A 15,557-nucleotide genomic window follows, 5' to 3' on the forward strand; every position below is an offset into this window, starting at 1 on the left:
CTGCGCCCGTGCAACCCGACCCTTTGTCACCGGAGACGCCGCCATGCCGATGAGCCCGCGCCTCGCCGAGGCCTTCGACACCGACCCGGAGCTGGCGCTCAAGCTGCGCGGCGCGCTCGGCGCGTACATCGAGCAGGCCGGCATCGACCCGGACCCGACCCGGGTGCCGCGTCTTTGGACCGCGCTGTTGCTGCGCCACGGCGGCGGCGACGAGGCGCTGACCGCGGCCGTGAAGGAGCTGCGCGCGCGGGCCAACGACGACCCCGAGGGCTTCAAGGACGCGGTGACGGAGCTTGCGGCCGGCGTGACGCTGGAGCAGACCCGCGACGCCCTGCTCGCGGAGGTGGGCGCCCGGCTAGAGCAGACGGGCATCGACGCCCGCGCGCGGGCGGCGGCGCTCGGGCGGCTGGCCGCCGGCGAGGCGTCGGCGGACGCGGTGATCGACCTGGTACGGCTGCTGGAGCAGGCGGGCCGGGAGCCGGCCGTGCTCAAAGCCCTGCTGCTAGCGCCCGAGGACGCCGCCGACGCCGCCGACACCCGGCTCAGCGAGCAGTTGCACAAGCTCGGCCTCGGCCACTGGCTCGGCCAGGTGACGCATTGGCTCGACCGCTCCGCGGACACCGCGGAGCGCGCCAAGCGGCTCGACACGCTGCTGGCCGACCTTGCCGCGCTGAACCCCGCCGACGCCGAGGCGCTGCTGCGCGAGCGGGTGCTGGGCCTGCCCGCCGATCCGCCGCCGGCCGACCCGCTCGCGCGCTGCCGGGAGGAGATCGCAGCCAAGCTCGGCGCCCTCGACGGCTATCCGGCGCTCCAGGCCGGCTTGGAGCTCTTGTACCGGCGCGGCGCCTGGGCCCGGGAGCGCGACGGCGGCGCGGGCCTGTTCCAGCCCGGCGGCCTCATCACCGCCCACGAGCTGAACGATCTCCTCGCCGCCTTTCTGCACCAGCTCGTGCACCACGGCCACCGCGGCGGCGAGCACCTGCTCGACGGCGCCCCGCTCGGCGGCGACGCCATCGCAAGCGCGGCCATCGACACCCGGCACCTGGCGCCGCGCGCCGTCGACCAGGCGCGTCTCGCGGACGCCGCCGTGGGCGCCGAGCAGTTGCGCGCCGGCGCCGTGCAGACCGGCCATCTCGCGGCGGGCGCGGTGGGTGCCCAGCAGCTCGCCGACGAGGCCGTGGGCTTCGCGGCCCTGGCGGCAGAGGTGCGCGCCGCCCTGCAACGCGACGGCGGCCCCAGCACCCGCGGCTACCTGATGTTTCTGGACCCGGCGGCGCTGCTCACCGCGAGCGACGCCGACAAGGACGAAGCCGAAGACGCAGACGGGCTGCCGTCCCAGTTCCAGGGCTTTGTCACGGCGGACAAGGTGCTGGAGCTCGCCGTGCCGGTCATCGGCTTGGCCGAGTCCGGCGAGCTGCAGATCGTCAGCGACTATGGCATGGCGGCCGACCGCTTGGCCGGTCGGGTGGTGCCGGGCGCGGGCGGCGGCATCGCGGGCGTCGGCGGTATCGCGGCCGCATCCACCACCGTGTACGCCGACGCACGGGCCGGCACGCGGGAGGTTGCGACCGCCGCTGTTCGGCCGGCAAGCACCAGCGCCGCCGCAACCGCAGGCGTCGCCGCCGGTGCCAAGCCGACCGCCGCCGTGCGGAGCGGGACGCCGCGCATCGCCGCGGCCAGCCGCCCCGGCATGGACTTCGGCGACGTCGCGCTGGACCAGAGCATCGCCCGCGGCAGCGCGCTCGGTGCCGCCGTCGACACGGCCTACGCGCGCATCGTCCGCGGGCTGGCCACGGAGCTGGCGCACAAGCCGCCGGGCTGGCAGCTCAGCGCGGATCTGCTGCGCCGGCGCCGGCAGGCCATCACCATCGACCCGAGCGGCCTCGCGCTGGCGGGCCACTGGGCCTGCGGCCCCATCACCCTGCACCCCGGGCTCGGCGGCAACGGCCTGCTGAACGACTATCGCGACCTCCAATACAGCCTCGGCAGCCCGCCCAGCGGCAAGGCACGGGCGGCGGCGCGGGCGCTCATCTACAGCTACGGCATGCCGGTGGAGATGATCGACGACGCCGCTCTGCGCACCCGCGCCTTCGGCAACGCCGCCTTCGTCGAGCTGCTGAACCGCCCGGAGCGCAACGGCTTCGGCTATACCACGGCGGACGACGCCAACATCCGTGCCGTCTACCGGCTCGCCGCCGCGGGCGACCTGCCGCCGCGGGTGCGGGTGCTGTTCGAGCAGCCGTACCGGCACTGCGCCTATGCGGTCGTCGCGACGCCGGACCTGCCGCCGCCGACGCCGAGCGGCACGCACAAGGACCTAAGGCTGCTCTACCGCAGCCAGACGCCGCTGGTGGTGTCGCGCGCGCGGCAGTATGTGGAGATCGCCTTTCATCCCTTCGATGAGCAGAGCAACCGGGTGAGCTTCAGCCTCGCGATTCACGGCGAGCTGGAGTCCTGACTGGAGTCCTGATTGGAGTCCCGACTGGAGTCCTGACATGATCGACGCCTTCGAGCGGCACTGCCTCGCGCATCTGCAAGCGCGGCTCGCCGCGCTGCACGCGCAGGCGCCGATGTTCCTGACGCCGCGCACCGCCCCCGGCGCCGCCGACCCGGCGGACATCGACGACCTCGCCGACACCGAGTCGGCCCTGCTGCTGCGGCTGGAGGAGCTGACCCTGCTGCCGGAGAGCGTGCAGGTGGGGCGCGCGCCGACGGACGCGGCGCAGGAATGGCACGCCCGCGCCCGGGTCAGCCTGACGCTGGCCGGGCCGGCGGCAGGCGGCGAGCATGCCGATGGCGTCGGCGGCCTGGTCGTGAGCCCCGCGGCGGAGCGCTTCGCGGCCGTGGATCATGCCCTGGCGGCGCTGCTGCTGGACTTCCGCGACCGCGCCGAGCCGGCCGCCGATGGCGCGTCGAGCGATGCCGGCGCCGGCTTGCGGGGGCGGCTGCGTGCGCAGGTCGCGGGGCGCAGCGCCGAGCTCGCGTGGGCCTGGCTGGAGCTTGGCCCGGTGCGCGCCGAGCGCAGCGGCGGGCGGCGCCTCTGGCGCCTGGCGGCGGCGGTGCGCCTGCACTATCGCCTGAGCCCGGCAGCGCCGGAGGGCGGGCGCGTGCTGCGGGTGGACAGCCTGGTGGAGGGCCGCGGTCTCCGGCCGAGCGCCGGCAGCCTCCATGCCGGTGCCGAGGCATTGAGCCTCGACGCCGTAGACGGCCTGGACACCGCGCTGCGCACCGAGCTGGCCGGGCGCGGCATCGGCCATGTCGGCGACCTGCCGGCGCCCGAGCACATCGGTGCCTTGCTCGATGACCTCGCCGAGCTGACCCCCGCCGCCCGCGCGGTGCTGGAGCAGCTCGCCACCATCGCCGTGGTGCGCCGGCGCTTCCGACCTTGGGCGGAGATGGCGCCGCTGCCGCAGCCGCTGCTCGCGCTGCCGGTGCTGGCGCTGTCCGTGCCCACGCCGGAACAGCGGGAGATCCTGGACGCTGCCGAGGCGAACCTCGAAACGCGCCTGCACATCGCCCTCGCGGCGCGCCCGCTGGCGGCGCTGCTGCGCGCCCCGCTGCAGCGCGAGCTGCAGCTCGGGCACCTGCTGCGGGTGCAGGCGTGGCAGGCAGCGCCATGAGCAACGGCATCGACGACGGCGACGCCCTCGCCTTCGCGCCGCCGGCACGGCCGCAGGCGACCTGGCGGCTGGACGCGCCGCCCGCCGCCCCGCTGGCCGTCACGCTGCCGGCGGAGCGGGCGCTGCGGCTGCGCATCGAAGGGCCGGCGAGCGCGCGGTTCGCCACCGCCCGGCTGGTGCTGGAGGGCCGCGAGCTGTGGCGCGCGCTGGAAGATCCGCTCTGGGGCAGCAGCCGTGCGGACGGCCCGCTGCCCGCCGGGTCGCTCCCCGACGGCGGCCGGGCAAGCACCTTCCTGTTTCTGCGGCCCGAGCGCATCGCGCAGGTACGCGTATACGACAGCGCGGCACCGGCCGGCGACATCATCATCGCCGGCGGCGCGGCGGGGGTCTTCACGGAGCTGGGCCGCATCACGCTCGGCGGCACGGACGGGAGCGCGACGATCGCCGCCGAGGTGCCGGCGCTGCGCATTGCTTATCCCGCCGACGCGAGCCCGCGCTGCGAGATCCTGTCGCCATCGTCGGCACGCCGCATCAGCGTGGCCGCCGTCGGCGGCCCGCCGCTGCAAGTGCTGCAGGCGACGCTGACCCCGGACAGCCGGGCCGAGACCATCGACCTCGCCGGCGCACTCAATCAGCTCTGGCAAGCGGACGGGGACAGGGGCTACGCCGAGCTGGACCTGGTCTCGGTGACGGACGGCAACATCGAGCTGTCGCTCGATGCCCGCTGGCAACGCCTGGCCACCGGCGTGGCCGTGCTGCCCGGCGGCGCGCCGGCCGTCGACGCCAAGCTCCGGCTGGACCCCTTTCGCGCGGTGCAGATCGGCCTGCCGAGCTTGCCGACGCCCGGTGAGCGCAACGTGCAGCTCGCCCTGAGCGGCAAGCTGGCCGCGCTGCGTCTGCACCGCGATGCGGCGCTGCTGGCGCGCCCGCCCGCGTTCTCGGTTGCGGTGGATGAGCGTCGCGAGGTCGCGCAGCCGCTGCGGCTCGCCTGCGCCGGGCCGCCGCGCCCGCGGCGCATCGGCGCCATCTGGCTGTGGCTGGAGCAGCCGCCCGCCGCCGAGGTGCGGCTGCGGGTGCGGCTCTATGCGCCGGACCGCGAGCGCATGCCGGCACTGGACGAGGCGCCGAACCAGGCGCGCGGCGGCGCCGTTCCGGTCGTCGCCGAGGCGACCTTGACCTTGCCGGCGGACGCGGCCCGCTACCTCCGGCTCGACGGCGGCTTCGCGCATCGCGCCGAGCCGTCCGCACCGCTGGACCTGCCGAGCGACCTGGCCGCGGACTGGTTCTTCGTCGGGCTCCTGGGCAGCCGCGAGCCGGTCGCGCTGCTGCACGGCGGCTTGCCCGCGGCGGCTGCCGAGGCAGCCGGCGAGGACGCTGGAGACCAGGGCGAGCCGGCCAGCACCGAGCCGCCCCCGGCCGCCCCGGGGCGCGGCGGCGGCGCCGCCGCCGGTGCCGCATGCTGGCGCAACCTCGCCGGCGGTGCCGCCTGGCAGGTGCGCTCGTTCTCGCGACAGGGCGCAGCGCTGCACATCGCGCTCGAGACGCTGCTGGAGGCGGCGGACTTTCCGGCCGAGCATCTGCTTGAGATCGGCACTCGGCCGGTGCCGCTGCCGGCGGCCGAGCTGACGGGGCTGACGGTGACACTCGCGCTGACCGACAGCACGGACACGCTTGACATTGCGAGCGACATTGCCGGCGAGCTCACCGTCAGCGCTACCGTGACCGGCTGAGGCCCGCGCCGCCGCGAGCACGCGCCTTTGAGCACGCGCGTTTGCTTGATACAGCGCAGCCGCCGGCCGTGCCGACACGGGGGGATTGGGTTACTGTTCCCGCGTTCCGGCTGTGGTGAGTGCCGGGCCCCGTTGCTGCAAAGAGGCGCCGATGGACGTCGAGCTGATCGAGATCCGCGAGTTTTTGGCGAGTCACGCCCCCTTCGACCAACTGCCGGCGGGCGTGCTGGACGCCCTGCCCCAGCGGCTCACGGTGCGCTATCTGCGCCGCGGCACGCCGTTTCCGCCGCCGGACGACCCGGAGCCGAACCTCTACATCCTGCGCCGCGGCGCCGTGGAGCTGCGCGACGACACCGGCAACCTGATCGGCAAGCTCGCCGAGGGCGACCTCTGCCCGCGCCCCTGCGAGGCGTCGCAGGCCGACATGCCCTTCGACGGCCAGACCGCGGAGGACACGCTGGCCTATCTGCTCCCCTGCGCCGAGCTGGAACAACTGCGCACCGAGCACATGAGCTTCTCGGAGCATTTCGACGCATCCATGTCGCAGCGCATGCGCAAGGCGCTCGACGCCATCAGGGACGACTCCGCCGGCACCGCGCTCATGACCGTGCAGGTCGGCGACCTGCTGGCCCGGCCGCTGGTGCACGCGACGCCGGACATCAGCATCCAAGCAGCCGCCAAGATCATGAGCGACGCGCGGGTGTCCTCGCTGCTGCTGCTCAAGGACGGGCGCCTCGCCGGCATGATCACGGACCGGGATCTGCGCAACCGCTGCCTCGCCGCCGGCCTGCCGCCGAGCGAGCCCGTGCACCGCATCATGACCGAGCGGCTGCACACGGTGCGCGACTCCACGCTGGGCTTCGAGGCGCTGATCACCATGTCCCGGCTCAACGTCCACCACCTGCCGGTGCTGGACGAGCACGGCGTGCGCGGCGTCGTGTCCACGTCCGATCTGGTGCGGGTGCAGAGCGCCAACGCCGTCTATCTGGTGGGCGATGTGCGCAAGGCAGACTCGCCCGAGACGCTGGCTGCCATCAGCGCCAAGCTCGGCGAGCTGCAGATCCAACTGGTGCAGTCCGGGGCCACGGCCAACCAGATCGGCCAGGCCATCACCGCCGTCACCGACGCCATCACGCTGCGGCTGCTGGAGCTGGCCGAGGCGGACCTGGGCACGCCGCCGGTGCCCTACTGCTGGATGGCGGGCGGCTCCCAGGCGCGGCGCGAGCAGTCTTCGCATTCGGACCAGGACAACGCGCTGCTCATCGCCGACCACATGCAGCCCGAGGACGACGCCTACTTCAAGGCCCTGGCCCGGTTCGTGAACGACGGCCTCAACGCCTGCGGCTACGTCTACTGCCCGGGCGACGTGATGGCGAGCAACGACAAGTGGCGCCAGCCGCTCAAGATCTGGACCAAGTACTTCAACACCTGGATCAAGCGCCCGGACCCCATGGCGCTGATGCTCTCCAGCGTGTTCTTCGACCTGCGCCCGATCCATGACCCGGAGGGGCTGTTCGGCGAGCTGTCCGAGCGCATCCACGCAATGTCGAAGAAGGAGACCATCTACATTGCGTACATGGCCGCCAACGCGCTGAAGCACCGCCCGCCCATCGGCTTCTTCCGCAAGTTCGTGCTCATCCGCGGCGGCGAGCACAACCAGACCTTCGACCTCAAGCACCGTGGCATCGTGCCCGTGGTGGACCTGGCACGGGTCTATGCACTGTCCGCCGGCCTCGACGAGATCAACACGCTGGAGCGCCTCAAGGCCGCCGGCGAGGCGCGGGCACTCAGTGCCGACGGCGCGGCCAACCTCATCGACGCGCAGGAGTTCATCGGCACGCTGCGCATGCGCCACCAGGCGGCCCAGCTCAAGCGCGGCGAGAAGGCGGACAACTTCCTCGCACCGGATGACCTGTCCGCACTGGAGCGCGGCCACCTGAAGGACGCCTTTGCGCTGATCAACACGATGCAGGAGTCCCTCGGGCAGCGCTATCAAGCAGGGCGGTTCGCCTGAGGCCGGTGGTGGTGCAGTCCGCGGACGGCGCGACCGGGTCGCCCAGAGCCAAGCGGCGCGTGCGGCACGCCGCCGCAGGCGACCCGGCATGAGCGGTTTCCTGCTGGAGCGGCGCCGACGCTGGCGCCACAAGCGCCTCGACGACTGCCCGCTGCGGGACTATCTCGCGGCGCCCTTCCCGCGCCCTGGCCTGGACTATCGGGAGGTCGAATACGTGGCCGTTGACCTCGAGACCACCGGCCTCGACAGCCGCCGGGATCAGATCCTGAGCATCGGCTGGGTGCGCTTGGATGGGGACCGCATCCGCCTGGAGACGGCGCGCCACCGGGTCGTGCACGTGGACGGCGACATCCCCGCCGAAAGCGCCGTGATCCACCAGATCATGGACGACGAGGCCGCCGGCGGACTGCCGCTCGCCGACGTGCTGCCGGAGCTGCTGCAAGACCTGTCAGGGCGCGTGCTCATCGCGCACCACGCCCGCATTGAGCTCGGCTTCATCGGCGCCGCCTGCAAGCGGCTCTGGGGCAAGCGGCTCCTGGTGCGCACCGTCGATACCCAAACCGTCGCCCGGCGGCTGCTGGACCGGCGGCAGATCCCGTACCGGGGCTCGGACTTGCGGCTGCACTCGCTCTGCGAGCGCTACAACCTCCCCCGCCACGGCGCCCACAACGCCCTCAGCGATGCCCTCGCCGCCGCCGAGCTATTCCTCGCCCAGGCCGCACACCGCGACAGCGGGCACGGGATGGTGCTTGCGGACTTTCTCTGAAAATGAGGTGCTAGCTGCTAGGTGCTAGGTGCTAGGTGCTAGGTCTTTGCCCCCTAGCCCCTAGCCCCTAGCTCCTAGCACCTTCTTCAAAAGATGAACCGCACGTCCCCCGGCGCCGGCCGATCGATTCGGCGCCGCGGAACGCACGGTCCATGCCCCTCAGCCGCGCCTTGCGGCGTCGGCTAGAAATCCACCGTCACCTGCGCGCCGACGGCCCAGGCATCCTGGATGGTCCCGGTCGCGGCCGGGTCCTGGATGTACTGCACGTCCGGTTGCAGCGCGATGCCGCGCCCGAGCGCGAAGCTGTAATTGAGCTCGTAGACCGACTCCGCGTGCTGCGGCGCGAGCCCATCGGCGCGCCGGGCGATGTTCGCGGCGTCCGTGACCCAGCCGCGCGTGAACGCGAGCCCCAGGCTGTCCCGCGGCCGGCTCGCGAAGGGGCCGCGATAGACCAGGCCCAGGCTGAGCTGGTCGTCGAGCAGGTTGGCGCGGTCCTCCAGGCTCCTGACCCAGGCCGCGAAGCCCCAGAGCCCGCGCTCATCGCCGGCTTGGGGGCGATACAGCATCTGATCCGCGAGCAGCCACAGCATCGCGTTGCCGTCCACCGTGGTGGACAGGTCCGTGGCGGCGAGGTCGCGATAGTCGCCGTTCATCCAGTGGCCGCCGAGCTTGTAGGTGCCGGGCAGCAGCGTGTCGGCACCGGGGTTCAGGTGATAGTGGACCTCGCCCGCGAGCAGCACACCGTTGTCGCCCAGGGCCCAACTGTCGCCGAACTTGTTGTGCGCCTTGCCGGTGGGATTGCCACGCTGGAGGTTGATGTCCGCGTCGTAAACGCCGAGCTGCACGCTCCAGCGCTCATCGCCGGTGTCGAAGCGCGCCCGCGCGCCCCATTGCGCCGACGGGTAGGCGCTGAACGCGAACGGGTCCTGAAAGAAGACGGCCTTCGGGCTGCCGCAGATGGCGTTGTTCAGGAACTGGCAGTAGAGGTCGGAGCGCAGGAAGTCGTCGTTGGCGATGATGCGCCCGTAGGCCAGGTCCAGGCGGTCGTCCAGGAGCCGGGTGTTGAGCTGCACGTTGGCGACCTTGAAGGTCTGCCCGCCGAAGATCTGCTGCACCGGAAACAGGTTGCCGCCCGCGCTGGGGGCGATGTAGTCCGCGGACAGGCTGTCGCCGTCGCGCTTGGAGAGCTTGAGCAAGAAGCGCGTCGCGGGCACGCCCATGACCTGCTCCAGGTCCACGCGAAAGTCCGCGCCGATGTTGTGCAGGTAGGTGCCGCCGCGCCGCTCGCCGCCTTGCACGTTCCACATGGGCTCGGTGGTGTAGTTGAGCCGAAAGTCGAAGCCCTGCTGCTGCCACGTATCCCGCAACCCGCCCCAGTTGCCGGTGAGGAAATGGCTGGTCGGATAGTCCGTCGCCTGCACGCTGCCGGATGCGACGGCCGACAGCAATACGGCGGCCGAGCAAGCGGTGGCCCGGGCCGTGGCGCGCGAGGATGTGGTTGTGCGTGATGTCGAGGTCATGGCCGTGCCGCGCCGTGCAGGCGCCCGGCCGTAAGCTCGGAACGCCCTGTTGTGAATATGCACCATCCGGGTTTGCTCGATGCCTTGCGATGGCCCCCTTTCCCCTCTGCCGCCACAACCCATCGTGCGCTGCATGCAGGGTCCATATCCAATCTCAACAGCCGATTATGCTGGGAACCTCAGGCTCTGCCGCACGGCTTGTTGTGAATTCTTGACAGTGTAGTCTACGTGACGCGAATCTGCTGTCGGATTTTCCCCGAGCGTTGCGCGTCCATCGCTGATGCAGCCCCGTGGCGGGCTCGGGGGTAAGCTCGCCGCTGCGAGAAACCCCGCCGGAGGAACCTGCGATGACCGCCACCCCCCTGCCCCTGCTGCTCGGCGCCGACGCGCTGCTGGCCCGCGCCGACGCGCGCCCCGTGCTGTTCGACTGCCGCTTCTCGCTCGCCGACACCGAGGCGGGCCGGCGCGCCTACGCGGCGGGCCATCTGCCCGGCGCCATCTATGCGCATTTGGACGAGCACCTGTCCGGCCCCATCACGGCGGCGAGCGGCCGCCACCCGCTGCCCGATCCGGCGCGGCTCGCCGGCTGGCTCGGCGACTGCGGCTTGACCGCGGACACAGAGGTCGTCGTCTACGACGACATGAGCGGCGCCTTCGCGCTGCGGCTCTGGTGGCTGCTGCGCTGGCTCGGGCATCGCCGCGCGGCGCTGCTGGACGGCGGGATGCAGGCGTGGCAGGCGGCGGGCGGCGCCTTAACTACGGATGTGCCGGCGCCGGCGCCCGCGCATTTCACCCCGGCAGCGGACGACGCGCTCTGGATCAGCACGGACGCGCTCGCGGCGTCCCTGACCGCGGCGACCGCGGCACAGGCACAGGTCATCGACGCCCGGGCGCCGGAGCGTTTTCGCGGCGACGTCGAGCCCATCGACCCCGTCGCGGGCCATATCCCGGGCGCCATCAACCTGCCCTTCGGCGGCAATCTCGACGGCGCCGGCCGCTTCTTGCCGCCGGCAGCGCTCCACAGGCGCTTCACCGAGGCGCTGGGCGACACCGCGCCCACGCGCGTTGCCCATAGCTGCGGCTCCGGCGTCAACGCCTGCCACAACCTGTTCGCGATGGAACTGGCCGGGCTCGGCGGCTCCCGGCTCTATGCAGGGTCCTGGAGCGAGTGGATTCGGGACCCGTCTCGGGGGGTGGTGGTGAGGGGCTAGGGGCTGGGAGCTAGGGGCTAGGGGCTAGGGGCTAGGGGCTAGGGGCTAACGAAGCTTCGCCTCAGACCACGAGTCGTACTCATCGCTATCGCAATCGTACTGAGTAGCAACCGCTCCCGATCCCGACGCACCTGGCCAGTCCGACGCCCCCGTGAGCCGCCCCTGCGGCGTCTCCACGCCCGCTCTGCAAGCTCAGTTTGCGTGAGGACTTGGGCTGTGCGCACTGCCCTGAGTCTGTTCTTCATCATCTGCCCACTGCTCGTGTAGCGAGGCAGAGCCTCAGACCGACCAGGGCACGGCGCCTCGTCTTGCGCAGCCCGCTCGTCGGCGCATTGGGCCAAGGGCCAAGGGCCGAGGCGGGCTCCCTTGGCCCTTGGCCCTCGGCCCTTTTGCCTGCAAGCGCCTTGTCGTCGTGAAACTTGACTCATCTGCAAGCATTCGGCGCCGTCAAGCAATCTAGGGTTGTTTGCTCGGCATGGGTACGCGCCCTGGCGGCCTCGATCAAGTCTTCTTCCGCGCTCAGGGTGATGTTTTTCATGGGTTCAACTCTGCGGGCGATAGGCGGTGAGGGTGTGTCGGCTGCATGATCGTGCTCCTGCGATGCGGGAGGCTAGGCCCGTCACGTCGTTGCCATGATCCTAGCCGAATCCCGCGCGGCTGCGGCAACGATGAGCTATCCACGCTGATCCGTCGCCAGGCTTCGGTGACGCCACGCCCGCCGATCGCCTGCGCTTCTGGTATGTTCCGCCCATCAGGCCAGCCACCGACCAACGCAAAGCTCACCGCATGAAGGCCATGATCCTCGCCGCCGGGCGCGGCAACCGCATGCGCCCGCTCACGGACCACACGCCGAAGCCGCTGCTGGCGGCGGGCGGGCGGACCTTGATCGAGCACCAGATCCTGAAGCTCCGGGCCGCCGGCTTCACGGAGCTGGTCGTGAACCATGCGCATCTCGGCGAGCAGATCGAGGCGTACCTGGGGGACGGGTCGCGGCACGGCGTGTCGATTCGCTACTCCGCGGAGGGCCACGGGCAGGCGCTGGAGACAGGCGGCGGAATCTATAAGGCGCTGCCGCTGCTCAGCGACGGCCGCGAGCCCTTTTTGGTCACCAACGGCGATGTCTGGTGCGACTTCGACTACGCCCGGCTCGCGGGGGGCGAAGCGCTGGCGGACGGCGACCTTGCGCACATCGTGCTGGTGGACAACCCCGGCCACAACAGCCAGGGCGACTTTGCGCTTGCGGGCGGGCGCGTGTCCCGCGACGGGCCGCACAAGCTCACCTTCTCCGGCATCGGCCTGTATCGGCCGGCGCTGTTCGCGGGCTGCGCGCAGGGCGTCTTTCCGCTGGCGCCGCTGTTGTTTGCGGCGATGGATCAGGGCCTGGTGGGTGGGCTCCGGCATCAGGGCCGCTGGCTCGACGTCGGCACGCCGGAGCGCCTCGCCGAGCTGGACCGCATGCTGAGCGAAGCGGCGGGCTGACCGCCGTCGGAGGACCTATGGGCCAGGACATCGCAGAGACCCGCTTCACGCCCGCGGACTTCGCGGAGTTCGAGGCCCGGCTTGCGGCCGAGACCGACCTGCTGGCGCGCTGGTTCGACGATGAGGGCAGCTTTGCGGACACGCCGCGCGAGGGCGGCTTCGAGCTGGAGGCCTGGCTGGTGGACCGCCGCCACACGGCGCCGGCGCCGGTCATCGACGAGCTGCTCGCCACCTTGGACGACCCGCTGGTCGTGCCGGAGCTGGCGCAGTTCAACCTGGAGCTGAACGGCACGCCGGTGGGCCTGACGGGCGACGCGCTGAGCCGCCTCGCCGCGGAGCTGACCCGCACCCTGGACCATGTGCGCGCGGCGGCGGCCAAGGTCGGCGCCAACGTCGTCACCTGCGGCATCCTGCCGACGCTGCGCCCGGAGCATCTGGTGGTCGCGCGCATGACGCCGCGCGAGCGCTACCGGGCGCTGAACGAGCAGATCCTGAAGCTGCGCGAGGGCGCACCCATCTGGCTCGAGATCCACGGCGAGCAGCCGCTCACCATCGAGCAAGAGGACGTGATGCTGGAGGCGGCGGCGACGTCGTTTCAGATCCACGTCAAGATGTCCGCGCGCGAGTCGGCGCGGGTGTTCAACGCCTCCAAGATCCTGTCCGCGCCGATGGTGGCGCTGGCGGCCAACTCGCCGTTCCTGTTCGGCCGCGAGCTCTGGTGCGAGACGCGCATCCCGCTCTTCGAGCAGTCCGTGTCCGTCGGCGGCAGCCGGCTGCGCGAGCGGGTCAGCTTCGGCATCAACTACGCGCAGCGCACGGTGCTCGACGCCTTCCGCGCCAATGTGCGTCGCCACCCGGTGCTGCTGCCGTACCTGATGGACGAGCCCATCGAGCGCTTGGCGCATCTGCGCCTGCACAACGGCACCATCTGGCGCTGGAACCGGCCCCTCATCGGCTTCGACGAGCGCCCCGGGCAGGCGCCGATCCCGCACCTGCGCATGGAGCACCGCGTCGCCGCGGCGGGGCCGAGTGTCGCGGACAACGTCGCCAACGCCGCCTTCTACTTCGGGGCGGTGCATGCGCTGGCCACCGCGGCGGAGCCACCGGAGCGGCGCATTTCCTTTCCGCAGGCGAAGACCAACTTCTACCAGGCGGCAGAATACGGCCTCAATGCCGAGATGCCCTGGGGCGACGGGCAGCGCCGGCCGCTGCCCGAGATCATCGTCGAGGAGCTGCTGCCGCTCGCCCACGCCGGGCTCGCCGAGCTGGGCATAGACGCCGCCGAGCGCGAGCAGTGGCTCGGCATCGTCGAGCAGCGCGCCCGCACCAAGCGCACCGGCGCGCTGTGGCAGCGCGCCTGGCTCGCCCGCTACGGCCGTGACTGGGAGGCGCTGACCGAGGCCTACCTCGCGCACCAGGTCGGCGGGAAGCCGGTGCATGAATGGACTTTGGATTAGGAGCTAGGAGCTAGGAGCTAGGAGCTAAACCGACCACCACGAGAGCCGAGCCTTGTTGACCGACGCCGACACCGCCGCCGACCACACGCCAGACCCGCTCATCGAGCTCGACGCGCTGCCGCCGGGCATCCTGGACTGCGATGCCGCGTCGCTCACGCGCTTACTGGACGGACCGACGCTGATCGAGCTGCCGGGGCAACGCGAGCCGGCGCTGTTCGTGTCCGTGCTGATGCACGGCAACGAGACCGTCGGCTGGGAGGCGATCCGCCGGCTGCTCCGGGACTTCGACGCAGGCGGCGGCGACCGCCCGCTGCCGCGCGCGCTCGCGCTCTTCATCGGCAACGTGCGCGCCGCCGCCGCCGGCATGCGCCACCTGCCGGAGCAGCCGGACTTCAACCGCGTCTGGCCGGGCACCGAGCTGCCGGAGACGCGTATCCACGGCGTCATGCAGCAGGTCGTCGAGCGCATGGCCGCGCGCGGGCTGTTCGCGAGCATCGATCTGCACAACAACACCGGCACCAACCCGCACTACGCCTGCGTCAACGTCATCGACAACCGATACCTGCACCTCGCGACGCTGTTCTCGCGCACCGTGGTCCACTTCACCCGGCCGCGCGGCGTGCAATCGCACGCCATGGCGGCGCTCTGCCCGGCGGTCACGGTGGAGTGCGGCAAGGTGCAGGACCAGCTTGGCGTGGACCATGCGCTCGAATTCATCGACGCCTGCCTGCACCTCGCGCGGTTCCCGGAGGGCCCGGTGCCGGCGCACGACATCGACCTGTTCCACACCGTCGCGCAGATCAAGGTGCCGACGGACATCGACTTCGCCCTGCCGCCCGCGTCGGCGCCGCTGGTGCTGTCGCCGACGCTGGAGCACCTGAACTTCCGCGAGCTCCCGGTCGGCACCGCCTTCGGCAGTTGTGCCGCGGAGACCCCGCCGGTGGACGTGCGCGACGAATGGGGCCGCGACGTGACGCGCCGCTACTTCACCTGCGAGGACGGCGAGCTGCGCCTCAAGCTGCCCGTGATGCCGTCCATGCTCACCTGCGACGTGGACGTGATCCGCCAGGACTGCCTGGGCTACCTGCTGGAGCGCTACGACGAGCACCTGCCGCCGCGGGGCTGATTGCGGAAGGCCTGACCGCACGCCAACGCCCCAGCACTCGGGCCAGCACCAGCCAAAGGGCAATGCCGACGACATCGGCCGCGAAGTCCAGCGCCGAGCCCTCCCGGTAGGCCAGCAACCCCTGCACCAGCTCGATCCCGAGCCCATAGCCCAACAGCAGCCCAACACGCCAGGGCAGCGCGGCGCGGCCGGGCCAGCCGAGCTGCGCCAGCGCCGCAAGCACCAAGAAGGCAACGACGTGATTGAGCTTGTCCCAGCCGAGCCCCGGCGGGTCCGGCTGCGGCGTGAATGCGAGCCAGGTGATCGCGAGCACCGCGGCAACCAACCCGACCCGCGCGGCGACGCCGAGCCGATCGGATTCCAGCCACTGCCACAGGGGCTTCATCCTCGGGACTGCCGTTGTCTCACTGGCCGCTTTTCTCACCTTAAATGAAGATCTACAAACACGGTGTACAACTCTCTTGAGCTACGAAAGACACGAAACACGCGAAAGAGACGACCGTCGGCCGAGCATTTCTCGGGCATTTTGCTTGCTTCTTAATTCCTGTTCAGTCGTCGAGGAAAACTAGGGATAGGAAAACTAGGGACGGACCACGTTCTTTATGAACGGGGCACGTCGAAAAACGTGGTCTGT

General features: G+C 71.4%; 11 protein-coding genes. 9 read left to right on the plus strand and 2 right to left on the minus strand.

Going from position 1 to position 15,557, the window contains the following annotated elements:
• Nucleotides 1–43 precede the first annotated feature (43 nt).
• The 5 genes from ML01_RS15925 (at nt 44) to ML01_RS15945 (ending at nt 8,130) form a co-directional block, all read left to right on the plus strand.
• Nucleotides 44–2,458 carry a hypothetical protein gene (locus ML01_RS15925; protein WP_058556391.1) on the plus strand — a complete coding sequence of 805 codons (2,415 nt, stop codon included), beginning with the start codon at nt 44–46 and terminating at the stop codon, nt 2,456–2,458.
• A gap of 37 nt (nt 2,459–2,495) precedes the next feature.
• The gene (locus tag ML01_RS15930) at nt 2,496–3,620 is read left to right on the plus strand and encodes a hypothetical protein (protein WP_058556392.1); all 1,125 of its coding nucleotides are present in this window, start codon (nt 2,496–2,498) and stop codon (nt 3,618–3,620) included.
• The gene (locus ML01_RS15935; protein WP_156427765.1) at nt 3,617–5,350 is read left to right on the plus strand and encodes a hypothetical protein; all 1,734 of its coding nucleotides are present in this window, start codon (nt 3,617–3,619) and stop codon (nt 5,348–5,350) included. Before ML01_RS15930 ends, ML01_RS15935 begins: the two co-directional genes overlap by 4 nt.
• A gap of 151 nt (nt 5,351–5,501) precedes the next feature.
• Nucleotides 5,502–7,364 (plus strand): putative nucleotidyltransferase substrate binding domain-containing protein, encoded by a 1,863-nt coding sequence (locus tag ML01_RS15940; protein WP_058556394.1) that lies wholly within the window; start codon nt 5,502–5,504, stop codon nt 7,362–7,364.
• A gap of 88 nt (nt 7,365–7,452) precedes the next feature.
• Nucleotides 7,453–8,130, plus strand: a complete 678-nt coding sequence (locus ML01_RS15945) for a 3'-5' exonuclease (RefSeq protein ID WP_058556395.1) — start codon at nt 7,453–7,455, stop codon at nt 8,128–8,130.
• Between the two features lie 182 nt (nt 8,131–8,312).
• On the opposite strand, the gene ML01_RS15950 is transcribed toward ML01_RS15945, so the two are convergent.
• On the minus strand, nt 8,313–9,650 hold the full coding sequence (locus tag ML01_RS15950; protein ID WP_082674345.1) for a carbohydrate porin: 1,338 nt from the start codon (nt 9,648–9,650) through the stop codon (nt 8,313–8,315).
• Between the two features lie 347 nt (nt 9,651–9,997).
• On the opposite strand from ML01_RS15950, the gene ML01_RS15955 reads away from it, so the two are divergent.
• From ML01_RS15955 to ML01_RS15970, 4 genes are all read left to right on the plus strand, one after another.
• Nucleotides 9,998–10,861, plus strand: a complete 864-nt coding sequence (locus ML01_RS15955) for a sulfurtransferase (RefSeq protein WP_058556397.1) — start codon at nt 9,998–10,000, stop codon at nt 10,859–10,861.
• A gap of 786 nt (nt 10,862–11,647) precedes the next feature.
• Entirely contained in the window at nt 11,648–12,340 is a 693-nt protein-coding gene (murU, locus tag ML01_RS15960) for an N-acetylmuramate alpha-1-phosphate uridylyltransferase MurU (protein ID WP_058556398.1), read from the plus strand.
• Between the two features lie 17 nt (nt 12,341–12,357).
• Nucleotides 12,358–13,797 carry a glutamate-cysteine ligase family protein gene (locus ML01_RS15965; RefSeq protein ID WP_058556399.1) on the plus strand — a complete coding sequence of 480 codons (1,440 nt, stop codon included), beginning with the start codon at nt 12,358–12,360 and terminating at the stop codon, nt 13,795–13,797.
• A 52-nt stretch (nt 13,798–13,849) separates the two neighbouring features.
• Nucleotides 13,850–14,923, plus strand: a complete 1,074-nt coding sequence (locus tag ML01_RS15970; RefSeq protein WP_254045280.1) for a M14 family metallopeptidase — start codon at nt 13,850–13,852, stop codon at nt 14,921–14,923.
• Here the strand turns inward: ML01_RS15970 and ML01_RS28870 are convergent.
• On the minus strand, nt 14,838–15,308 hold the full coding sequence (locus ML01_RS28870) for a hypothetical protein (RefSeq protein WP_156427766.1): 471 nt from the start codon (nt 15,306–15,308) through the stop codon (nt 14,838–14,840). The genes ML01_RS15970 and ML01_RS28870 overlap by 86 nt on opposite strands.
• Nucleotides 15,309–15,557 lie beyond the last annotated feature (249 nt).

This window comes from Thiohalocapsa sp. ML1 (assembly GCF_001469165.1).
In the GTDB taxonomy this organism is placed as follows: Bacteria; Pseudomonadota; Gammaproteobacteria; order Chromatiales; family Chromatiaceae; genus Thiohalocapsa.